The organism is Nonlabens sp. Ci31 (assembly GCF_012974865.1).
Classification (GTDB): Bacteria; Bacteroidota; Bacteroidia; order Flavobacteriales; family Flavobacteriaceae; genus Nonlabens.
In genome coordinates this window covers 434,701-457,345 of the sequence record NZ_CP043633.1, presented here as the reverse complement: position 1 = coordinate 457,345, position 22,645 = coordinate 434,701, and the positions used below count along the sequence as shown (strand labels likewise).

Genomic DNA, 22,645 nt, shown 5'->3' with positions numbered 1-22,645 from the left:
GAGTATTTAAATGACTTTTACTTCTTAAAACCTGTCAAGTTGCCCGACAGTTTTTATCTTTTAATTTCAAGCTTTCTTCTATTGGGCGAAACCTTAAAGGTCGCTCCATCGCTTGTGCTTTCTCAACTTGTCAATCCGTTGCAAAACAACTTCCCTGTAATAGGATCTCAATTTGTAATCTATCAACTTTCCAATGGAGTAGAAAAATCAAAAATCGTTCCTCATTGATGGATATTTGATATGCAGAAAGTCAATCGTCGGTCGTTAACCAATCGGCTGTCTATTTTTTTTATATCCAGTCCAGTTGTTCTTTAGTAATTTCATGTTGTACATCTCCAGTGTGTTTGATCACTGCAGGTTCAAATAGCATGATATGAACTTTTTCGTGAGCGATAGGTTTGTGTTCCACACCGCGTGGTACGATGTAAAGGTCCCCTTCATTTAAGGTGATGGTTTTATCACGCAGCTCAATAATAAGCTGGCCTTTAATCACATAAAACAATTCATCTTCGTCCTTATGATCGTGCCATACAAACTCGCCCTGAAGCTTGGCCAGTTTTACCTGTTGACCATTGAGTTCTCCTATTATTTTAGGAGTCCACTGCTCCTTAAATAAACTCAGCTTTTCTTTAAGATTGACGGCGTTCATAGTTTTTCGGATATTTTATTGGGATGGGTGTAATAAATACGATCTGTTTGCGGAATTTTTGACTTGAAGTTTTCTAGTATTTTATCGTAAATCTTTAGTTCTGGATGTATGGCAATACCGCGTTCTTCCATGGAAAGACGTTGCAGACTGATGAGCATTTTTTCTTTCTCAGGAATGTGATCGTAGGATGATAACCGATCTATAGGTTCATTAATTACTAGATAACCACTTTTTGATTTGCCAGAATAAAGCATCATGCTCAAGTTCTCTGGAATCCATATGATTTGGGAAAGTCCTGGTAACAGCCAAAAGAAAACTCCTAAAACAACCATAATCGTTTGAGCAGAACCTATTCTAAATGTGGATAAAGCACTTTTTCTAAACAGGTAAATTAAGGTCACGATCATCAAGAAATTCCACGGCATTACGATCGTGTTCCAATCCAGTTTCCAAGGTCCTAGTTTCCAAATAATAACAGTGTGCAGCAGTAGGAGTGGGATGCAAGCAAGTTTTCGCGTAAGCGGTAGTAGCAGTAATAATCCAGCAACTATTTCTATGATAGCAAACCCATATCCTATGACATCATTGTAATTAAAGGGTAAGGAATAAAACCAAAATTGTGGCGCAATATCTTTTACAAAACCTATGTTGAGTTTGTGTAAACCACTAAATATATAAATCCCAGATGCGATGATCAATAATGCGGTGTACAGAATGCTGGAGTCGTATTTGAGTAAAATTAGTGCAGCAAATACGCCTAGATAAGCGATCATGTATGGGGTCAATCTGTGCAGGTCAAAGACAATAAGAACTACATACAAAAAGGCGGAACTAAGAAGCAGCCATTTGGCAATCCTAACATTAATAAATAGTCCTGTAACTGGTGATAAGAACATCATTACAGCCAGTAAAAAAGTCAAGGCGTCTGGAATTTGATAGTCAAACAAAGAAACTGTCAGTAAATCATGAGATTTAAAAAAACCATTAAAGCCTATCATAGCCGTAGCTAGCCAGCAAACAATGAGTGTGGCGTTGAGCACATAGCGATTTGAAAAGTGAAGGTTCAAGTTGGTTAATTTATATTCAATATATAAAAAAAACGAGGAATATGAATTCCTCGTCTTAAATTATAAAATTGTAGGTACTAGTTATCGTACGAATGTTTGTATTCTTGACCAGTAACAATCTTTAACATGTCTTTTTCTAGAGATTCTCTAGGTCGTTCTACATAGCGGCCTATTTCTGCTCCGTTGCGGTAAAAGATAAAAGTAGGTACGCGCTGGATGTTATAGTCAGAAACTAATTTTACAGGTTTTTTTTTAGAACGATCCACAGTGATCATGGTAAGTTGATCCATATCAAAATAGGCCGCCTCAAGGATATTATAAAATTGAGGAGTTTCTCTTTTTGAATCACCACACCAAGTACCCATATAAGCTCTTATTTCTACATCTACCAAGGCTAATTTAAGAGCATCGATTGTTTCTTGATCTGCCTCATATGTTGCTATACTGCTATTGAACCAAGAGTTATAAGGTGCTTGCATAAAAGCATCTTTTTGAACGATTCCAGTTAGGTTTCCAGAGGCATCTTTTGCATAAGAAGCACCTATATCCAGGGTACCATCTATTTGATTAGCAGCATTTATTTTATCTTCCATTGTGGTTGGAGTCGTGGTCGCCGTTTTATCTGTAGAAGCCTTTTGAGTCCCACAAGCAGTAAGTGTCACTGCGGCAATGAGTATATATATCTTTTTCATACTACTAAATTAATGATTTTTGCGTCATTTCACTTGGTTGTTGTACTCCTATTAACTTTAATACAGTAGGAGCAATCTCACCTAGAATCCCGTCTTTTACTTGTTTAATATCCTTATCGACTATAATAATCGGAACAGGATTAGTGGTGTGTGCTGTATTTACAGAGCCATCTGTATTGAGCATTACCTCGCAATTCCCATGGTCTGCGATGACTATCACTGTGTAATCGTTTTTGATGGCAGCAATGATGACTTCTTTTGCTGCGGCATCTACAGCTTCACATGCTTTTACCGCTGCTTCCATAGAGCCGGTATGTCCTACCATATCTGGATTGGCAAAATTGAGGCATATAAAATCGGCTGCTTTTTTATGGATCTCTGGAATGATACTGCTAGAAACACAATCTATAGACATTTCTGGTTGCAAGTCATAAGTGGCTACTTTAGGAGAGTTACACATCAACCTGCTTTCACCTTGAAAAGGTTCTTCTTGACCACCATTAAAGAAAAAGGTCACATGTGGATACTTCTCTGTTTCGGCAATACGTATCTGTGTCTTCCCTGCTGCAGAGAGCACTTCGCCTAGAGTGTTTTTAAGATTGTCTTTTTCAAAGATGATTTTTATGTTTTTGTAGCTTTCATCATATTTGGTCATGGTGACATAGTAAAGATCCAGCGCATGTGTGTTTTGCTCATGAAAATCTTTTTGGGATAACATTTGAGTTAGTTCACGGCCTCTGTCTGTTCTATAATTAAAGAAAATAACGACATCGCCTTCTTCTACTAAAGCTGCAGGTTCAGTACCGTTGAGCACCACTATAGGTTCTATAAATTCATCAGTAACCCCATTTTTATAATTCTCCTTTATCGCTGCAACAGGATCGTGTGTAGGAAGACCCATACCGTGTACTATTACATCATAAGCTTTCTTTACACGTTCCCAGCGTTGGTCTCTGTCCATCGCAAAATAACGTCCAGTAACAGATGCTAACTGTGCATTGGTACCGCTTATATAATTCATCAAATCTTCTACATGACCAGCGCCAGATTTAGGATCTACATCGCGGCCATCAGTAAATGCGTGGATAAAAACCTGTTCCACTTCACGATCGCTCGCCACATCTAGCAATGCTTTTAAATGATTGATGTGGGCATGAACGCCACCATCAGATAACAATCCTAAGAAATGTACTTTTTTAGAATTCGCTTTCGCGAAATCGAGAGCATCCACCAGCACTTTCTCTTCTTTGAGCGTGTCGTCTTTTATGGCTTTATTGATTTTGGCAAGATCTTGATAGACGATTCTACCCGCGCCGAGGTTCATATGACCTACCTCGCTATTTCCCATTTGTCCTTCAGGTAGTCCTACGTGTTCACCGTCGGTGCGCAAAGTGGCATGAGGGTATTTCTTATATAGGCTGTCTATAAAAGGAGTGTTTGCTTGCGCAATAGCACTTACTTTTGGGTCCTGGGTGATTCCCCAACCATCGAGAATCATTAAAATCGTTTTCTTGTTCAATGTATAAAAATTTGAACTCCTAAATTACGGAAATCGTAGGTTTTTAAGTCTAAATAAGCGAGTTGATTCATTCTTTTTCTACGAAAGCGATTGCGAAATTTTAGTTTACAGCATCAGTCTCAGCGTTCCATAGAGAAATGCCACTAAAGAATAGTGTACAAAAGCGGTAAAATTTATAAGCACATTTTTTCTCTTTATAAACACATAAAAATCGCTTTGACTTTTTTTTTAAAAAAGTCAAAGCGATTTTGCCTACTGCCTACTGCCTACTGCCTACTGCCTACTGCCTACTGCCTACTGCCTACTGCCTACTGCCTACTGCCTACTGCCTACTGCCTACTGCCTACTGCCTACTGCCTACTGCCTACTGCCTACTACCTACTACCTACTGCCTACTGCCTACTGCCTATTGCCTACTGCCTATTGCCTACTGCCTATTGCCTATTGCCTACTGCCTACTGCCTATTGCCTATTGCCTATTGCCCTCGCAATGATCCAGCCACCCGTCCAGGCGTTTTGAAAATTAAAGCCGCCGGTAATGGCATCTATATTTAGGATTTCTCCTGCAAGATACAAGTTATCTTGTTTTTTGGAAGAAAAAGACTTGAAATTGACCTCTTTTAAATCTACACCACCAGCGGTTACAAATTCTTCTTTAAAAGTGCTTTTTCCATTGATAGCAAATGTGCTTGCTGTTAATACTGTCGCTAGATTTTGAAGGTCGGTATTGGAACAATCTGCCCAGTTTTTTTCTGTGAGCTGAATGCTTTCTACTACGTATTTCCAAAGTCGTTTAGGAAGATCAAACAACCACTCGTTACCGACTTGTTTTTTACTATTTTTTCTTCTTTCAAAAAGACTTTCTAAACATTCTTGATGCGATAGGTAATTCAGCCAGTTGATAACCAAATCAAATTTATAATCTGATGAGTTCAGTTCTATGGCGCCCCAAGCGCTCATTTTTAAAATGGCTGGTCCAGAAAAGCCCCAATGCGTGATGAGTAAAGGTCCTTGAGATTCTAACTTTAATTGGGGTATTTCTACTCGAGCTTCTAAGGCTATTCCTGCCAACTCGGTTATTTTTTTATCAACTATATTAAAGGTGAAAAGGGAAGGAACTGCGTTTACAATCGTATGATCTAGTTGACGCATCATTTCCCAAACTTTAGGGCTGCTTCCTGCGGTTATTACAAGATGTTCACAAGTAAAAATATCTGTTTTAGTATGTAATTTCCAAGACTCTGTTTTCTCGATTGAGGCCACATTATGGCTGGTAAGAATGTCTATGTGGTGTTTTCGCGTAAGCGAGATAAAGCAGTCGATAATGGTCTGTGAAGAATTAGAAACCGGAAACATACGTCCATCCTCTTCAATTTTTAATTCTACGCCACGTTCTTCAAACCAAGCGATGGTGTCACCCGTCATAAAGCTGTGAAATGGCCCGAGCAATTCTTTCTCTCCACGCGGGTAATTAAGGGATAAAGGTTTGGGTTCAAACTCTGCATGAGTGACATTGCATCTTCCACCGCCTGAAATACGCACTTTTTGAAGTACGTCTTTTCCACGTTCCAATATCGCAATAGAATGATCGCTGGTCTGCTCTGCCAGATTGATAGCGGTAAAAAATCCAGCTGCGCCGCCGCCTATGATTATGGTGTTGTAGTTAGTTTTGTTCAAAAGTAGGAGTGAAAGAGGTGTTTAACTGATAAGCTCTATGAGCGGCAACAAAGTTAATGGAATCATCAAACAATTCTAGAACAAAGTCACGATCTATAAATGTGGCTAAATCATCTAAAATTTCATTGTAAGAAGACCAAGGGTAACTAATGATGTCTTCTACAAATCCATCCTTAACTGGATTGCAATGAACATATAAAATAACATTTTTCAAATAGGTTTCTGATGCTATAAGTTTCCTCTTAAAAGGCTTTTTAAATAAACTTCCCGAACGATTATATGCTTTGTTATATGCTTTTGCATAACCTATAAATAAATTTGCAAAGGCTCTTGAAATTTGAGTTTCTTCTATTTTTTTTGTTTTAACAACGAGATGAAAATGGTTTTTCATCAAACAAAAAGCGATAATCTCGCAAACTGGTGACAGGTGTTTTTCCATTTTATCGATAAAGAAAGGATAGTTGCGAGATTCCTTAAAAATATCAATCATGCCATTTGCTTGATTAAAAATATGGTAATATTTATCTCCTTCGATTCTATCGTTCATAATAACAAGGTAAGAACATCTTTCAAGTCAACCAAACATGCCAAGAAGAATACTTGGCCTGTTAGTTTCTAATTTAAAAGAAATTGTCGAAACCCGACATGCCAACTATTCGTGTTGGCATCGTCTGGATCAGGTCGGGGAGCTGATTTAAAAAAAGGGTTATTTTAAATCTTGAAACCGTGTACGAGATTATTTTTAGGCTTTTCGATGTCAACTAAACATGCCAAGAAGAATACTTGGCATGTTAGTTTCTAATTTAAAAGAAATTGTCGAAACCCGACATGCCAACTATTCGTGTTGGCATCGTCTGGAATGGTGACTTGACCTTTCAACTATTCGTGTTGGCATCGTCTGGAATAGAAAATGGACCTTTCAACTATTCGAGTTAGCATCTTCTGGATCAGGTTGGGGAGTTGATTTTAAAAAGGGTTATTTTAAATTTTGAAACCGTGTACGAGATTATTTTCAGGCTTTTCGATGTCAACTAAACATGCCAAGAAGAATACTTGTTATGTTAGTTTCTAATTTAAAAGAAATTGTCGAAACCCGACATGCCAACTATTGGTGTTGGCATCGTCTAGAATAGAAAATTGACCTTTCAACTATTCGTGTTGGCATCTTCTGAATCAGGTCGGGGAGTTGATTTTAAAAAAGGGTTATTTTAAATCTTGAAACCGTGTACGAGATTATTTTTAGGCTTTTCGATGTCAACTAAACATGCCAAGAAGAATACTTGGCCTGTTAGTTTCTAATTTAAAAGAAATTGTCGAAACCCGACATGCCAACTATTGGTGTTGGCATCGTCTGGAATGGTGACTTGACCTTTCAACTATTCGAGTTAGCATCTTCTGGATCAGGTCGGAGAGCTGATTTTAAAAAAGGGTTATTTTAAATTTTGAAACCGTGTACGAGATTATTTTCAGGCTTTTCGATGTCAACTAAACATGCCAAGAAGAATACTTGGCCTGTTAGTTTCTAATTTAAAAGAAATTGTCGAAACCCGACATGCCAACTATTCGAGTTGGCATCGTCTGGAATGGTGACTTGACCTTTCAACTATTCGAGTTAGCATCTTCTGGATCAGGTCGGGGAGCTGATTTAAAAAAAGGGTTATTTTAAATTTTGAAACCGTGTACGAGATTATTTTTAGGCTTTTCGATGTCAACTAAACATGCCAAGAAGAATACTTGTTATGTTAGTTTCTAATTTAAAAGAAATTGTCGAAACCCGACATGCCAACTATTGGTGTTGGCATCGTCTAGAATAGAAAATGGACCTTTCAACTATTCGAGTTAGCATCTTCTGGATCAGGTCGGAGAGCTGATTTTAAAAAGGGTTATTTTAAATCTTGAAAACGTGTACGAGATTATTTTTAGGCTTTTCGATGTCAACTAAACATGCCAAGAAGAATACTTGGCCTGTTAGTTTCTAATTTAAAAGAAATTGTCGAAACCCGACATGCCAACTATTGGTGTTGGCATCGTCTAGAATAGAAAATTGACCTTTCAACTATTCGTGTTGGCATTGTCTGGATCAGGTCGGGGTTTTAATACTCAATACAAATGTTCTTAGGTTCGGTAAAGAAGTCCAAAGCTTCAAAACCGCCTTCTCGTCCTACGCCGCTGTCTTTAACGCCGCCAAAAGGGGTGCGCAAATCTCTATTCAACCAGGTGTTGACCCATACGATTCCGGCTTCGATTTCTTGCGTCATTCTCATGGTTCTGGATAAATCGTTGGTCCATAAAGTGGCGCTTAATCCGTATTTGGTGCCGTTTGCTAGTTCTAGCGCGTGGGCTTCGTCTGTAAATGGCATGATGGTCACCACCGGTCCGAAGATCTCTTCTTGATTCAGTTTGCAATCGTTGGAGGATACTTCGATCACGGTGGGTTCTAGGTAATAACCGTTTTCATATTCTTTTACGATGACACGGTTTCCGCCAGTTAAGATGCGGTAGTTTTCTGGTTCCGCTTTCGCGAAAGCGAGGTACTCCTCAATCTTCTCTCTATGACCAGCACTGACCACTGCACCAACTTTGGTGCTAGATTGGTCTGGATGACCTACTCTCAGGTTCTTTACACGATCAACAAAGTCTGTTTTGAAGCGCTCGTAAATCTCTTGTTGCACAAAAATACGGCTGCCGCAAAGACAGATCTGACCTTGGTTGGCAAAGGAAGATCGTACGGTAGTGTCCAGCATTTTATCATAATCACAATCGGTAAAAATAAGATTGGGATTTTTACCTCCCAACTCCAGAGAAAGTTTCTTAAACATGGGTGCAGCCGTTCTCGCGATGTGCGCGCCAGTAGTTGTGCCACCAGTAAAACTAATGGCTTTGATATGTGGATGCGCGACAATTGCTTGGCCACAGATCGCGCCGTTGCCATGAATAATGTTGAGCACTCCAGCTGGTAATCCAGCCTTTTTAACAATCTTACCGAGTAAATATGCAGTCGCAGGAGTGACTTCGCTAGGTTTTGCTACCACGCAATTTCCAGCAGCAATCGCTGGAGCAATTTTCCAAGTAAATAAATACAAAGGCAAGTTCCATGGTGAGATACAACCTACTACCCCTATGGGTTTGCGTATCGTATAATTCATGGTGTTTTTACCTATGCTTTCGTGCGCTTTACTTGCGTATTGAGTAATGGCATGACCATAAAATCTAAAGTTAGAGGACGCTCGCGGTATGTCCACTGCCTGGGCTAGCCATACTGGTTTTCCATTATCACGAGACTCTGCTGCTGCGAGTTGTTCTAAGTTCTCTTCTATCAGGTCTGCGATGCGCAGCATGATTTTAGAACGTTCGTCAATGCTGGTATTGGACCAAGTAGGAAAAGCAGTTTTTGCTGCTTGATATGCTTTCTCGACATCATCTTCGTTAGAGTTAGGGATTTCTCCATAAACCGCACCAGAAGCAGGTTCATAATTATCCAGCCAAAAACCTGTTGAAGGAATGTGCTCTTCGTTATTGATGAAGTTTTTTATGTCCATTTTGTTCGTTTCTTTATTTATAGATTGGTTAAGGCAGCCTAGATATTTAATTTCATCGTGTTTACCTTTCCGGCCAAAACTCGCTACCGCTCATTTTGCCCACATTTCCTAAAATAGGGAAGGAGCTTATTGGTATTCTAATGTTTGAGAACACCTCTTGCAATTTTTTTAAAGGTATGATTAAATGTATCGTGATTTCCTTGAATCCATTTTCCGTTTTTGAAAAGGAAGGGAACTTCGCCACTTTGGTGTTCCTTTGTTTTAAAAGTTAGCTTGCCGCCTTCATTAGGCTGGCATTGGTAATCAAAACAATTCCTGCTATTTAAAGGTTTGATTATAAAATGTTTATTAAAGGCAATATCTAATTCTCTATCGGGCATTCTCATTTCGCCAAAGAGGATTTGTTCATTAATTTTTGCATTTTTTAGTGACCGGATCAATATGAATTTTGGCTGATTCTCTCGCGGAATTTCCACTCTTTTAGGATTGCCACGTTCTATTAAATAACTAATAGGATCTCTAAACTCGATATCTGCGCAGGTGGAAAATAAGAAGTGGTCTGTTATTTTGCAAATACTTTAGTTTTGAAATATATTTAACTGTAGCGTTAGAAACTGATTTCTTGTTTGTATAGAGCTAGATTTTAAAAGATCAAAATTCCATCCGTAATATAAAGTTACAAAACCGAATATTGATAATCCAATTTTAGGACTTATTCTAAATTGAGAATCTTCAAATGTAGTAAGGTAGTCAGCTGCTATTTGGGCTGCAAATATGGCAAAGCTCTCTTCATAAGAAGCTTTAAAGCCTAAAACATTTTTATTACCTAGTCTTAAATACTCTAAGCCTAACCCAGCATATTGCACTCTCATAACCATTGCGCCATATCCTGGTTCTTGTTTTGGATAAGATGTGACTAAATAGGAAACTTCGGCTTCGTAATCTTTTATAAAATTTGAGCTGACTCTAATCGCGTTGATATCTTCCCAGGGATCTAAATCAAAGCCTTTCTTTTCTCTTTCTTGAGCAATAGAAAGACAGCTTGAAAATAAAGCAAGGAGAAAAAGTATTTTAAATTTCACTTTGTTCATGAAAATAATTTTTGACTACTTTACCGTAATCTCATCCACAAAAATCCAAGCCTTACCATCATAAGGATACCCTAAATGCCATTCCGGTAATGTACCGTACGTTACGGCTGTCATTTTTACAAAACGTATGTTTTTTGCAGTTGTTTTTAATTGCACATCATGAATAGTAACGACTTCTTCTTTGCCTGTTTTTGGTAGCCTTTGAGAAAGGGTTTTGATCAGTTTTTTACTTTCGTCATACAATTCAAACCTCACACTTTTAGGATAAAAAATCCAGCTGCGTTGGTCTTTTAAGAAACTGGTACTGATTTGGTTGAGGTCTTTAGAACTACCTAAGTCTACCATGGCGATCACATCTTCTTTTAGTGTTCCTTGCCAGGAACCAGATCTAAAATCTTCTGTTCCTTTCATTCCGTCTATCAAGGCGTCGTTTCCACCAGCGCTGTATTCGTTTGCATAATCATGCGCTAACACTATAGACATATTTTTGTCGTATTTGTAAAAGTCGGTAGTAAGAGTGCGACTTATTTTGTCATCCTTTACCGCATTAACGGAGAGTTTTATAGGTTCTGAAATAGGTATAGGGCTCTCGTACAATTCAAAATCGCTGCCATTGATACTGTAAAATATTTCGGCCTCTGGGTCTATGGTGTTCAACGTAATTGTGGTCGTGTCAGAAAAGGAGATATTTCCTGATTCTATATAAGGAACTGCCGTGATTAATTCTTCAGTAATAGCGCTTACTGGTCGGTCCTCCATTGCTGTTGCCCATGCTGTGGGTTCTTTGCTCATTTCAAAAACAAGTGTTCCCCCTCGCGCAATCATATCATGTGTTATAAATGATTTGGAATATTTTTCATATTTAGGTTCCTGTTTAGCAGACATGGTTGGAATGTATTTGTTCCATTTAATTCCAGAAATATACTTTCCTGTTCCATTTGTAATTACTGTAAATTTTCTGTTATTTTCTAAATTGATCGTCGCCTTATGAAATAAAGGTGTTCCAATAATATATTCATTGCTTCCTGGAGTGACCGGATAAAAACCTAGCGAACTCAAAATATACCAAGCGCTCATCTGTCCACAATCTTCATTTCCAGAAATACCGTCTGGAACGTTGTGGTACAAAGTGGTTAAGATTTCATGAACTTTTTCTTGCGTTTTATGAGGTTTGCCTATAAAATTATACAAATAGGCTATGTGATGCGATGGCTCATTTCCATGGGCATATTGACCTATCAATCCCGTAATATCGGCTTGATGACGGCCGGAAGTTCTCGTTTTTGCAGTAAACATATTATCGAGGTGTTTTTCATAAGCCTCGTTACCTCCCATTAAATTGATATGTCCAGAAATATCTTGTGGTGTGTACAAACTGTATTGCCATGCATTTGCCTCGGTATAATTAAAGTTGACCTCTTCTGGTTTAAAAGGTGCAAACCAGGTATTGCGGTAACGACCCTGCAAAAACCCAGTAGCTGGATTATACATATTCTTATAATTTTGTGCTCTACGAGTATAGGCTATGTATTTCTCTTCGTTGTCCATCGCTTTAGCCATCTGTGCAATGGTCCAGTCATCATAGGCATATTCTAATGTTTTAGAAACGGATTCACTTTCTAGTTCTACGGGGATAAACCCATATTTCTTATAGGATTCTAGGCCCAATTTGTCTTGATTCGCACTGTGCATCATGGCTTCAAAAGCTTTTTCTATATCGTAATCTCTGATTCCTTTTAAATAGGCATCTGCTATGATGGGAACCCCGTGATAACCGATCATGCAACCGGTATAATTGCCGCTTAAATCCCAAATAGGAAGGATGCCGCCTTCATCGTATTTGGCGGTTAGTGTATTGATAAAATCATTAGTGCGTTTTTGCTCGATAATCGTGTATAAAGGATGCGCTGCTCTATAGGTATCCCACATAGAGAAAACAGTGTAATAATCAAAGTCTTTATTTTTATGAATTTCTAGGTCCATACCACGATAACGTCCATCCACATCTTGGTATAAATTAGGTGCCATCATGGTATGGTACAAAGCGCTGTAAAAGTTGACTTTGTTATCCTGATTTTCGTCTTCTATCAGGATTTTATTCAGCTGCTTTTCCCAAGTAGCGTTGGCAGCTTTTTTAATGGTTTCAAAATCTTTGTTTCCTATTTCGGTTTCAAGGTTTTGCTTTGCACCAGCTTCATCTACAGGGCTAATTCCTATTTTCATAGTGACTGGTTGGTTGTCAGGGTTTTCAAAATCTAGAGCTATTTTTTTAGGCGTCACCTCATATTTTGTATTCCAGTTTTTAATAGGATGCGATGTTTTGATATAGAAAAACAACATTTGATTGGTCGCCCAAGCGCTAGAAAAACGCTTTCCAGTAATTTCAGTATCTGATGTAAATTGTAAATCGTGCACCAACAATTTATCTCTGTGCTCTAAATCTAGAATCACATATTGATCCTCTGATGAAGGGAATTTATATTCATGCATTCCTGCTCGTTCGGTAACCGTTAACCTTACGTCTATGTCCGTATCCTCTAGATGTACTTCATAATATCCCGGGCTGGCTTTTTCATTATCGTGAGAGAATTTTGAGGAGTAGCCTTCCTTGCCATCGGCGCCGTTGTTTACGATAGGCTTATTAGTCGGCATGAATAGAATATCTCCATAATCGCTCACTCCAGTACCACTTAAATGAGTGTGCGAAAATCCGTAAATCACATCGTCACTATAGTGGTAACCGCTACAGCCATCCCAACCATCAAGACGCGTGTCAGGACTTAATTGCATCATGCCAAAAGGCATGGTTGCTCCAGGATAGGTATGCCCATGGCCTCCTGTTCCTATAAAAGTATTTACATATTCGGTTAATGGTCGGTCTGCAGCGGCAGGCGAGAAGTCGACTTTAGAGTCTTCTTTGCAGCTAGAAATTGTCGCTGCTATTACCATTAAAAAGGAATAAAATCTAGTTTTCATGTGGCTGTCAAGGTATAAAGCTTAAAGATATGGAAAAGGTTTTTTGTAAGCTTGCTTTCGCGAAAGCGGAACCACTATAAAAGCTTAATAAGTATAAGATTTAAAGATATGGAAAAGCTTTTTGCAAAATAGCTGAAGCGTTTACTGGGCCATACTTCTGTTCTGAATGTGCCGAAGTATCGAAATGCGAAAGCAGTATAACTTTAACTCTTAATTAAGCTATGAACTTTATCTTTGTAAAATGCTTACACCACTATCAGAACAGGAATTACATCAACTAGCGATGAATATCGTAGGGAAAGAAATGGAAGAGTTGGGATTTGAGTTTTTATCCATCAATTCTAAGCCTAAAAAAGATCCGCAGTTTGTGGCCTTAAAAGATAAATTTTTACATTTTGTAGTGGTGCGTGCGGTGACCTATCCTGCTAATCCAGTGCATTATGATGAGAAATTGCTTGATATGATGCGCAATCATGGAGATAAATATAAAGCCACTACCTATTATGCTGGGGTAGGTCTAGCTAATTCTCGAGATTATGAAATGCCAGTGCACCACGAAGATGATTACGTGGTGAATTTTGCCGGATTGATAGAAATCAAGTAGGCTTGCGGCATAGAATAAAGACGGTTTACTTCGACAGTCTTTTGTTGCGCACAAGTCACATAAAGAATAGAGAATACATGCTTTTACGAGTTGGTAAAGAAGGTGTTCTTAGAAAATTAAATACATACAATATGAGATTTTGTTTAGTTATTGCAATCACCCTTTTGTTTTTTTCCTGTAAAGAAAAAGAGACTGAGGTCTCTGTTCCAGAAGCACAACAGTTTGTGGGCAGTGCGATAGGAACAACGTATGCTATAAAGTTATTTGCAGAAGAAGAAATGCAAGTAAAACAAGAAGTGGATAGTATTATTGATATGTTTAATAATTCTATGAGTACTTGGGTAAAAGGCTCGTTGATCAATAGAATCAATGCCGGAGAAGATCGTGTTCTCGTAGGCAAACCTTTTAAAGAAGTTTTTGAACAAGCACAAGAAGTATATCGCAAGACAGACGGTTATTTTGACCCAACTGTTGGAAATCTGGTGAATGCTTATGGTTTTGGCGCTGATGGAAAACAAGAACGAATTCCTTCTCAAAAGCAAATCGATAGCCTCAAGCAATTGGTAGGTTTTTACAAAATGCAATTGGTCCCTTCTCAAGTAAAAGATTCTTTTTACATTACATCTGATCAAAAGGGAATGTACCTAGAGTTTAATGCGATCGCAAAAGGAACTTTGGTCGATTACATGGCCAGATTGTTAGATCAAAAGGGAGTGGAAAATTATTTGGTAGAAGTAGGCGGAGAAGTAGTTACCAAAGGAATGAATCTAGAGCGCAACGGAAAATGGTCTGTCGGAATAGACGACCCAAATCAAAAACCCATGCAACGCCAGTACATTACTGTGGTGGAATTATCTGATAAAGCTATGGCTGGAAGCGGTAATTACCGCAAGTTCAAAATAGATCCAGAAAGCGGTCAAGAATTTGTGCACACGGTAAACCCGCTGACTGGCAAGGCCCAACCCAGCGAAGTTCTAGGCGTTAATGTGATCGCAAATAATTGCACGCTAGCAGACGGTTTTGCAACTGCTTTTATGGCTATGCCTTTAGAGAAGTCTCGAGAGTTGCTGAAGAATTTGCCAGACTTAGAGGTACTTATTATGTATACAGATAGGAGTGGTTTATTGCGTTTTGAAACGACACCAGGTTTCCAAGGGTATGTGAAGCAGGCTGGGTGATATACTTTTACTAAGTTTATAATGGTTGATTGCCGCCTTAGGTTCTCCAAAGGGTAGAATTAATTCTACCCTTTGGAAAATGAGACCTAGATCGATTTTAAATCAATCTTGCAGCTCCATATCTACAGTTCCTTTCTGATGATATTCTTTCTGATTTTTTATGTACGTAGAAATATAATTCACGTCTTTTTTACTTACAGTAAAAGCAGTATAACCTCTAGAGCATTCAAAAAAATCACACTGTGTTATTTCAATTAAAAATCGAGAACTGGGAGCTTTTAAGTTTTTAGAAACTGAAGAAATGCTTATAATCGCTGGAATTTTTAGAAGCAAATGAACATGATCTTGCATTCCATTAATTACTAATGGAATTAATTCTAACTCTAAGAATTTATTCCATAAAAACTGATGTAGTTGTATCTCTACTTTATCTGTAATTAGGTAATCGCGATACTTAGTTGCGAATACAAGATGAATGTATAATTGTAAATTATTTCTAGACATGAAATAAAATTACAGATTATTTTCTAACGTATGGGTATGAGTTGATTGCCGCCTTAGGTTCTCCAAAGGGTAGAATTAATTCTACCCTTTGGAAAATAGGCTGGCATGTATATAAAAATATTGTGAAGTACTAATTTTTACTAACCACAGGAATCAACTCACCAGTGGCAAGTCGGTAACGATCTACTTGTTTAGCACCTAGTTCTTTTGTGTAATCGACGGCATTTACTGTAAAACCTACTTTCTCTAATCGTTCAAAATAATCCGTTCCATAAACTCGCACATGGTCGTATTGTCCAAAAATACGCGCACGTTCCTTAGGATCGGTAATAGAATCATCTTCAAAAGTTACCTCGCGATCATTTTCTAATGGTATTTGTAGAATCGCAGTTCCGCCGGGTTTAAGAACTCGGTAGATTTCTTGCATGGCCTTAAAATCGTCTGGAATATGTTCTAAGACGTGATTGCAAAGAATAAAATCAAATTCATTATCAGCAAATGGCAGGTGACAAATATCGGCAGACACATCAGCTAGTGGTGAGTTGAGGTCTGTTGTGGTGTAGTTGAGGGTCTCGCTTTCGCGAAAGCGTTTATAAAAACATTGCTCTGGTGCAAAGTGCAACAACTTTTGAGGCTTGTTAAGTAAATCGGTTTTGTGTTGCAAGTATAGCCATAACAATCGATGGCGTTCTAAGGAAAGAGTCGATGGAGAAAGTACGTTTTCCCGTACCTTTTCATAACCATAAGGCAAGAAACTTTTAAACGTCTTTCCATCAATAGGGTCTTCATAGTGATCCCCGCGGTACCACCAAGCGATCAATGGACGCACATAATAACTCGCGCTAATAAGCCAAGGTCTTGGGATGAGGTTGAGGAAGAATTTGAATAAACGTTTCATAATTGATTTGATCATTCCGCACTTGATGCGAAATCTGTTGGTATTATCGCAATTAGAGTTAATTCCCAAGCAAAACCTTACCCCAACCCTAAAGGGTGAGGTTTCTATAAATTAGGGAGCGACCTTTTGATTTTGATTTTACTTTTCATTTTATTTTTAAACCTAATCTTTCCATCTATAAGGATCTTCTTCATTAGAAGTTATCCCTAAAACTTCATACACATAATCAAAGGTGCTTAACAATCGAGGCTCGCCATCTACTATAGCGATATTGTGTTCAAAATGTGCGCTGGGTTTATTGTCTTTGGTTTTGATCGTCCAGCCATCAGGAAAGTGCTTGATGTTCTTAGTTCCTAAGTTGATCATAGGTTCTATCGCCACTGTCATTCCTTCTACAAATTTCTTACCGCGACCACGTTTGCCGTAATTGGGCATTTGTGGGTCTTCATGCATCACTCTTCCTAGTCCATGACCTACGAGTTCCCGTACGACTCCGTAACCGAAAGATTCACAATACTCCTGTATCGCATAACCTACATCGCCCACACGTTTTCCAGTTCTAAATTGCTCGATTCCTACGTATAAAGAGTTTTTTGTTCTGTCCAGAAGATCGATTGTTTCTTGAGGTACTTCTCCTACCGCAAACGTATAGGCATGATCACCATAAAAACCATCTACTATAGCGCCGCAATCTATGGAAAGTACATCACCTTCTTTGATCGCTACTTCTTTTGGGATTCCGTGAACTACTTCTTCATTTGGCGAAATAAGCAACGTGCTTGGACAGTCATACAAGCCTTTGAAACCCGGGATAGCACCATTGTCACGTATGTATTGTTCTGCTAGGGTATCTAGTCTTAGTGTAGTAACTCCTGGCTTGATTTCGGCAGCAATCATTCCTAAGGTTTTACTTACCATTAACGCCGCACGACGCATGATTTCTAGCTCTTCTTTATTCTTTGTTACGATCATATTTTATAGAAAGTGGCAAAGGTAGTCATTCCATAAAATCTGATTCTATAAATGGAATGGAAAGAGGATGCCTGTTCCGATTTATCTGGAACCTGAGGGAACCGCTTATGGCTCTATTTCAGTTTGTCATTCGGCTGCAGAGCAGAATCGGTTAATAGTATCTCGATAGATTTTCGGAAAGACTTTACCACTGGAGAAGCGTCTACCGGACAATAGAGCTTGCGAACAGTAAAAAAACGAAAAATATTAGGAGCCAACCCCAAAGGTTTTTGAAACCTTTGGGGTTGGCTGCATCTTACAAGGATGATTTTTCCTAAATTAGCCACATGAATATCAACTTAAAAGACAAAACAGCCCTCGTTTGTGGAAGCAGCACAGGAATAGGAAGAGCAACGGCAATACAGTTTGCTCAGGCAGGTGCTCGAGTGATTTTACTGGCTCGCAATCCTAATAAATTACAGAAAGTTCTCAATGAATTAGATAGAAGCCAGCGTGATGACCATACGTATTTAGTCGCCGATTTTTCTGATTATAAAGAGGTGGAAGATGTGGTTTCCGCTTTCGCGAAAGCGAATCCTATACATATAATAGTCAACAATACAGGCGGCCCTGCGCCAGGATTCTTAATAGATGCAGAAGTTGATGCTTTAGAACAAGCTTTTACACAACATGTAAAATGCAATCAGGTATTGATCCAGGCTTGTACTCCGGGAATGAAAGAAGCCGGTTATGGAAGGGTGATCAATGTGATCTCCACCAGCGTAAAAGCACCTATCGAATTCTTAGGTGTTTCTAACGTGATACGTGGCGCAGTTGCCAGCTGGGCAAAAACACTAGCGACCGAGTTAGGACCTCACGGCATTACCGTAAATAACATATTACCTGGTTTTACGGCAACCGATAGATTGGATAAAATCATCTCAGGAAAAGCATCTAGAGCTGAGCAGAGTGAAGAACAAGCTGCCGAAATAATGAAAAGCCATGTTCCCGCAAGAAGATTTGCCGAGCCAGAAGAAGTAGCAAATGCGATTACTTTTCTTGCTAGTGACAAAGCAGGTTATATTAATGGGATTAATTTACCTGTTGATGGTGGAAGGACGAAGAGTCTTTAGAAATTGAATTTGAACTTGAAAAAAAAAGAGTTAATTCTTCCCTTTGGAAATATAACTGACCGGCGCTGAGCCTGTGGAAGTAAGTACAGCTGAGATGGAACTTATTTCCATATTCATAAACCTGAAAACAAATAAAACTCTTTCAAAATAAGTTACATCAAATTAAGTCTTTGTACTTTGTACGCTATACTTAATACTAACTAAGTACTTAAAAATGAACAAAAAACTGCGTATCAACGGTCACTCACATTTACTTCCTTATCCGGAGCAAATTCCTGATTTTATGCGAGAAAAAGGTATTTTTTGGGTAGACCCCGAGCGCAAAAACATGTTACAAAAAGACTGGTCACGTCCAGTAACTGATTCTAGTTTCTTTCTAGATGAAAAGTTGGAGTGGATGGATAGGTATAAAATAGATCATGCTGTTGTTCTCAATTTGAGCCAATTGTACGGAAACGGCTTGCGACTGGAGGAGATGAAACAGGCTTTGCGTTTTCAGAATGACTTTAACGCTGGAGTGCAACGGGATCACCCTTCAAAATTTACCTGTGGTTTTGTAGTACATCCAGGCTATGTGCGTGGAGCCTTATGGGAAATGGAACGATGTGTTAAGGTATTAGGAATGAAACTACTTTGCCTGCCGACCCATTATATGGATACGATAGGTCAATGGCGGTGCATTTTTGATGAAGAAAACGAGCCTATTTTTGAGTTGGCCAGCGAGCTAAATCTCGCTGTAGAAATACATCCTTATGATGGAGAGAAATTTATTAAACTTCAAAACACTTCTTGGCGTTTTCACTTGATCTGGATGCTGGCTCAATGTGCAGACGCCTACCACTTTCTAACGTTGAACGGCTACGCTCAAAAATATCCAGGAATGCGGGTGTGCTTTGCGCATGGAGGACAACTAGCACAAATGAATTTAGGACGTCGAATCCAAGGCTTTGATGGGCGACCAGATTTATTTGAAGGGAAAACACATCCTAGAAAATCAGTGGGACACCCTAACATTTTCTTTGACACGCTGGTTCATGATACGGGTTCTTTACATCTTTTGGTTGAGAATCAAGGTGCAAAACAGGTTCTTGTTGGTCTCGATGACCCCTACCCGCTAGGAGAGATGGATAGTGAAAAACAGAGCAGTTACCCTGGTAAAATAATAGACCTTGCTATGGAGCGCGGCATTATTAATTCAGAGCAGGCAGATGATATGTGGGATGAAAATGTGGTGCAATGGCTTTTCGGAAATGATCAAGCGGCAAAAAAGACTTTTTATGAACGTGTGAGGTCTTAGATTTAGGGATCTAGAAGAATTCTCCATGTTTTGTGATGTTTGTTTGCCGCACCAATTAGGCTTTGGAATACGTTCATCCATTTATATTCAAGTAATCAGCGTAGCTAAACTCGGTGTAAGTCATTGTTACATCAAATTGGAACTTTAAAAAACATCAGAAATGAGAATAATTAAAATATTCTAGGAGATTAAGAGATATTTTTAATTCATACACTTCTAAAATCCTATTTTTGCAGACTAATTAGGTTACATGAATTACGCAGAAAATATATTAGGTACTATAGGTGATACGCCACTTGTTAAAATGAACAAGTTGGTAGAAGATATTCCAGCTTTAGTACTCGCAAAATACGAGACTTTTAATCCAGGTAACTCTGTAAAGGATCGAATGGCATTAACGATGATTGAAGATGCTGAGGCAGACGGTCGTTTGAAACCTGGTGGAACAATCATTGAAGGAACCAGTGGTAATACTGGAATGGGACTTGCTCTTGCTGCAATCATTAAAGGCTATAAGTTAATCTGTGTACTGAGTGATAAACAGTCCAATGAAAAAATGGATATTCTTAGAGCTGTAGGTGCTAAGGTTTATGTATGTCCTACTGACGTAGCTCCTGACGATCCGCAATCTTATTATTCAACAAGCAAGCGGTTGAGTGAAGAAATACCTAATTCTTGGTATGTGAATCAATACGATAACCCTTCCAATTGTAAAGCGCACTTCCAAAGTACTGGTCCTGAAATATGGGAACAGACAGAAGGAAAGATCACCCATTTTGTGGTAGGTGTAGGAACTGGGGGAACCATCTCTGGTGTAGGTTCTTATCTGAAAATGAAGAATCCTAACGTTAAAATTTGGGGAATTGATACTTATGGTTCTGTATTTAAAAAATACCATGAGACCGGCATTTTTGATGAGAATGAGATCCATTCTTATGTGACAGAAGGGATAGGAGAAGATATTTTGCCGCTTAATGTTCGTTTTGAAATCATCGATGGGTTTACAAAAGTAACCGATAAAGATGCTGCGGTTTACACTCGTAGACTGGCAAAAGAAGAAGGAATGTTTTTAGGAAACAGTGCTGGGGCCGCCATCAAAGGATTAAAACAAATTCACGAGGAAGTAGGCTTTACAAAAGACGACGTGGTCGTGATCCTGTATCACGATCATGGAAGTCGCTATGTAGGAAAGTTTTTTAATGATGAGTGGATGCGTTCCAAAGGATGGTTAAATGAAGATGGAACCTATCTTCCAGACGATAAATAGATGATGTGCCTAATGCATTCCGTTTATTAGTACCTCAAAGAATACAGCAATTATTGCTGATCTAAAACCTCAAAAGCGATAAGCTTTTGAGGTTTTTTTCTGTACCATTTAGGAATTGATGTGAGCCAAGTAGAAGCTTGCAGGAATTTAGTCGGAAAGATGAAACAATGTCGGAAGTGAAAAAGGGAGCTGATCTTGGGCTTTTTGTTCTTCTATTTTAAACATCATAATGCGCAGAAAGAATTTTGATTCTAAGGATGTTAGATTTTATTTCTATCTTTCCCTATGCGAGAAGATTTTATACATTATCTCTGGAAATTTAAAAAGTTAAGCGGTCAGGAACTGCTTACTACGGAGGGTAAGCGGGTAAAAATAAAAGCTCTGGGAATACATAATTTCTTTTCTGGGCCAGACTTCTTTAACGGTCGAGTAGAAATTGATGGTCAGGATTGGGCTGGGAATATTGAGATGCATATCAAAGCAAGTGACTGGTACCTTCACGGTCATGACGACGATCCAGCCTATGATAACGTTATTCTTCATGTCGTCTGGATGCATGATGCAGAAATCACAAGAAGAGATGGTATCAATATTCCTGTACTGGAAGTATCGCAGTATGTTGCTCCCGATTTAGTGCAATCCTACAACCAGCTTTTTGCCGTAAAAAACAACCAATTCATCAATTGTGAAAAGCAGTTTTCAGGCGTAGATTCTTTTAAGCGAGACCAGTGGTTAGAAAAGCTATTTTTTGAAAGATTAGCACAGAAGTCTGATCGTATAAAACACATGTTAGATCAAAATAATAACGATTGGGAAGCGGCCTTCTTTCAGTTACTGGCGAGAGGTTTTGGAACAAAAACAAATGCCGATGCGTTTGAACAGCTCGCCAGTAGTATGGACCAAGCCGTGGTGCGCAAATTAGCAAAAGATGCGTTTCAATTAGAAGCCGCTTTGTTAGGTCAGGCAGGCTTGTTGCAGGAAAGTAAAAAAGATCCTTATTATAAAGAGCTGGTGGATGAGTACGCTTTCGCGAAAGCGAAACACCAATTGCAACCATCTTTAACCCCCATGAAATTCTTTAGGTTGCGTCCGGCTAATTATCCTACGATCAGGATTTCACAGCTCGCGAGATTGTATCAAAGAAACCCAGTGCTTTTTGGAGCCCTTCTTCTTGCTAAAACCAGAAAAGAAATCCATCAGCTTTTTGAAGTAAAAGCAGCTAAGTATTGGGATACGCATCATGTATTTGATAAAAAGACAGAAGAAAGAGAAAAAGTACTTACTGCAGATTTTATCGATTTACTAATTATCAACTGCATCGTACCTATAAAATTTATGCATGCAAGAGCTATAGCAAAAGATATAACAGAAGAATTACTGGAGTTGATGTACCAATTGAAGCCAGAGAAGAATAGCATTACAGCGGGTTTTAAAAAGCTTTTTATGGTAGAAAATGCTTTGCAAACACAGTCTTTATTGCAATTAAAGCCCAACTACTGTGATGTGAATAAATGTTTGAGCTGCGATATAGGAGTCGCATTACTGCGCCCTTAATCGAGTCTCTTTCTAAATCTTGCGTAAGACCTATAAAGTATCAAAGCTA

Annotated in this window: 19 protein-coding genes; 6 read left to right on the top strand and 13 right to left on the bottom strand. The window is 38.7% G+C overall.

All coding sequences use genetic code 11. The annotated features are described in order from the left end of the window. Window positions 1-289: 289 nt before the first annotated feature. The 10 genes from F0365_RS02100 to F0365_RS02055 form a co-directional block, all read right to left on the bottom strand. Entirely contained in the window at window positions 290-649 is a 360-nt protein-coding gene (locus F0365_RS02100; RefSeq protein WP_169932132.1) for a cupin domain-containing protein, read from the bottom strand. After that, window positions 646-1,716 carry a MauE/DoxX family redox-associated membrane protein gene (locus F0365_RS02095; RefSeq protein ID WP_169932131.1) on the bottom strand — a complete coding sequence of 357 codons (1,071 nt, stop codon included), beginning with the start codon at window positions 1,714-1,716 and terminating at the stop codon, window positions 646-648. Before F0365_RS02095 ends, F0365_RS02100 begins: the two co-directional genes overlap by 4 nt. Window positions 1,717-1,793: 77 nt before the next feature. Beyond that, entirely contained in the window at window positions 1,794-2,408 is a 615-nt protein-coding gene (locus tag F0365_RS02090; RefSeq protein WP_169932130.1) for a thioredoxin family protein, read from the bottom strand. Between the two features lie 4 nt (window positions 2,409-2,412). Further along, a complete protein-coding gene (gene gpmI, locus F0365_RS02085; RefSeq protein WP_169932129.1) occupies window positions 2,413-3,927 on the bottom strand; it encodes a 2,3-bisphosphoglycerate-independent phosphoglycerate mutase in 1,515 nt (504 codons plus the stop codon). A gap of 462 nt (window positions 3,928-4,389) precedes the next feature. Beyond that, window positions 4,390-5,604, bottom strand: coding sequence for an NAD(P)/FAD-dependent oxidoreductase (locus F0365_RS02080; protein ID WP_169932128.1), 1,215 nt, complete (start codon window positions 5,602-5,604; stop codon window positions 4,390-4,392). Next, the gene (locus tag F0365_RS02075) at window positions 5,591-6,151 is read right to left on the bottom strand and encodes a transposase (RefSeq protein WP_169932127.1); all 561 of its coding nucleotides are present in this window, start codon (window positions 6,149-6,151) and stop codon (window positions 5,591-5,593) included. Before F0365_RS02075 ends, F0365_RS02080 begins: the two co-directional genes overlap by 14 nt. 1,546 nt (window positions 6,152-7,697) lie before the next feature. Further along, window positions 7,698-9,143, bottom strand: coding sequence for an aldehyde dehydrogenase (locus tag F0365_RS02070; RefSeq protein ID WP_169932126.1), 1,446 nt, complete (start codon window positions 9,141-9,143; stop codon window positions 7,698-7,700). 137 nt (window positions 9,144-9,280) lie between these two features. After that, complete coding sequence (locus F0365_RS02065) at window positions 9,281-9,619, bottom strand: hypothetical protein (protein WP_169932125.1); 339 nt, start codon at window positions 9,617-9,619, stop codon at window positions 9,281-9,283. A 102-nt stretch (window positions 9,620-9,721) separates the two neighbouring features. After that, window positions 9,722-10,225: a hypothetical protein gene (locus F0365_RS02060; RefSeq protein ID WP_169932124.1), complete on the bottom strand. Its 504-nt coding sequence runs from the start codon at window positions 10,223-10,225 to the stop codon at window positions 9,722-9,724. Window positions 10,226-10,249: 24 nt separating this feature from the next. Continuing rightward, window positions 10,250-13,210, bottom strand: a complete 2,961-nt coding sequence (locus F0365_RS02055; RefSeq protein ID WP_169932123.1) for a GH92 family glycosyl hydrolase — start codon at window positions 13,208-13,210, stop codon at window positions 10,250-10,252. A gap of 241 nt (window positions 13,211-13,451) precedes the next feature. On the opposite strand from F0365_RS02055, the gene F0365_RS02050 reads away from it, so the two are divergent. Next, window positions 13,452-13,814: a Na(+)-translocating NADH-quinone reductase subunit F gene (locus F0365_RS02050; protein ID WP_169932122.1), complete on the top strand. Its 363-nt coding sequence runs from the start codon at window positions 13,452-13,454 to the stop codon at window positions 13,812-13,814. A gap of 131 nt (window positions 13,815-13,945) precedes the next feature. Next, window positions 13,946-14,992 carry an FAD:protein FMN transferase gene (locus F0365_RS02045; protein ID WP_169932121.1) on the top strand — a complete coding sequence of 349 codons (1,047 nt, stop codon included), beginning with the start codon at window positions 13,946-13,948 and terminating at the stop codon, window positions 14,990-14,992. A gap of 102 nt (window positions 14,993-15,094) precedes the next feature. On the opposite strand, the gene tnpA is transcribed toward F0365_RS02045, so the two are convergent. The 3 genes from tnpA to map form a co-directional block, all read right to left on the bottom strand. Beyond that, a complete protein-coding gene (gene tnpA / locus F0365_RS02040; RefSeq protein ID WP_169932120.1) occupies window positions 15,095-15,496 on the bottom strand; it encodes an IS200/IS605 family transposase in 402 nt (133 codons plus the stop codon). Window positions 15,497-15,626: 130 nt separating this feature from the next. Beyond that, a complete protein-coding gene (locus tag F0365_RS02035) occupies window positions 15,627-16,394 on the bottom strand; it encodes a class I SAM-dependent methyltransferase (RefSeq protein ID WP_169934724.1) in 768 nt (255 codons plus the stop codon). A gap of 162 nt (window positions 16,395-16,556) precedes the next feature. Beyond that, complete coding sequence (gene map, locus F0365_RS02030) at window positions 16,557-17,366, bottom strand: type I methionyl aminopeptidase (RefSeq protein WP_169932119.1); 810 nt, start codon at window positions 17,364-17,366, stop codon at window positions 16,557-16,559. Window positions 17,367-17,692: 326 nt separating this feature from the next. Here map and F0365_RS02025 point away from each other — a divergent pair, with 326 nt between their 5' ends. From F0365_RS02025 to F0365_RS02010, 4 genes are all read left to right on the top strand, one after another. Continuing rightward, window positions 17,693-18,478: an SDR family oxidoreductase gene (locus F0365_RS02025; protein WP_169932118.1), complete on the top strand. Its 786-nt coding sequence runs from the start codon at window positions 17,693-17,695 to the stop codon at window positions 18,476-18,478. A gap of 214 nt (window positions 18,479-18,692) precedes the next feature. Beyond that, window positions 18,693-19,775 carry an amidohydrolase family protein gene (locus F0365_RS02020; protein WP_169932117.1) on the top strand — a complete coding sequence of 361 codons (1,083 nt, stop codon included), beginning with the start codon at window positions 18,693-18,695 and terminating at the stop codon, window positions 19,773-19,775. A 250-nt stretch (window positions 19,776-20,025) separates the two neighbouring features. After that, complete coding sequence (locus F0365_RS02015) at window positions 20,026-21,042, top strand: PLP-dependent cysteine synthase family protein (protein WP_169932116.1); 1,017 nt, start codon at window positions 20,026-20,028, stop codon at window positions 21,040-21,042. Between the two features lie 285 nt (window positions 21,043-21,327). Further along, window positions 21,328-22,596: a DUF2851 family protein gene (locus tag F0365_RS02010; RefSeq protein WP_169932115.1), complete on the top strand. Its 1,269-nt coding sequence runs from the start codon at window positions 21,328-21,330 to the stop codon at window positions 22,594-22,596. Window positions 22,597-22,645: the final 49 nt, after the last annotated feature.

Bases quoted from the DNA above. Each gene is read 5' to 3' on its own strand.
- F0365_RS02100 (WP_169932132.1), bottom strand. From the start codon at position 649: ATGAACGCCGTCAATCTTAAAGAAAAGCTGAGTTTATTTAAGGAGCAG.
- F0365_RS02090 (WP_169932130.1), bottom strand. From the start codon at position 2,408: ATGAAAAAGATATATATACTCATTGCCGCAGTGACACTTACTGCTTGT.
- F0365_RS02075 (WP_169932127.1), bottom strand. From the start codon at position 6,151: ATGAACGATAGAATCGAAGGAGATAAATATTACCATATTTTTAATCAA.
- F0365_RS02070 (WP_169932126.1), bottom strand. From the start codon at position 9,143: ATGGACATAAAAAACTTCATCAATAACGAAGAGCACATTCCTTCAACA.
- F0365_RS02055 (WP_169932123.1), bottom strand. From the start codon at position 13,210: ATGAAAACTAGATTTTATTCCTTTTTAATGGTAATAGCAGCGACAATT.
- F0365_RS02050 (WP_169932122.1), top strand. From the start codon at position 13,452: ATGCTTACACCACTATCAGAACAGGAATTACATCAACTAGCGATGAAT.
- F0365_RS02045 (WP_169932121.1), top strand. From the start codon at position 13,946: ATGAGATTTTGTTTAGTTATTGCAATCACCCTTTTGTTTTTTTCCTGT.
- tnpA (WP_169932120.1), bottom strand. From the start codon at position 15,496: ATGTCTAGAAATAATTTACAATTATACATTCATCTTGTATTCGCAACT.
- F0365_RS02035 (WP_169934724.1), bottom strand. From the start codon at position 16,394: ATGAAACGTTTATTCAAATTCTTCCTCAACCTCATCCCAAGACCTTGG.
- map (WP_169932119.1), bottom strand. From the start codon at position 17,366: ATGATCGTAACAAAGAATAAAGAAGAGCTAGAAATCATGCGTCGTGCG.
- F0365_RS02025 (WP_169932118.1), top strand. From the start codon at position 17,693: ATGAATATCAACTTAAAAGACAAAACAGCCCTCGTTTGTGGAAGCAGC.
- F0365_RS02020 (WP_169932117.1), top strand. From the start codon at position 18,693: ATGAACAAAAAACTGCGTATCAACGGTCACTCACATTTACTTCCTTAT.
- F0365_RS02015 (WP_169932116.1), top strand. From the start codon at position 20,026: ATGAATTACGCAGAAAATATATTAGGTACTATAGGTGATACGCCACTT.
- F0365_RS02010 (WP_169932115.1), top strand. From the start codon at position 21,328: ATGCGAGAAGATTTTATACATTATCTCTGGAAATTTAAAAAGTTAAGC.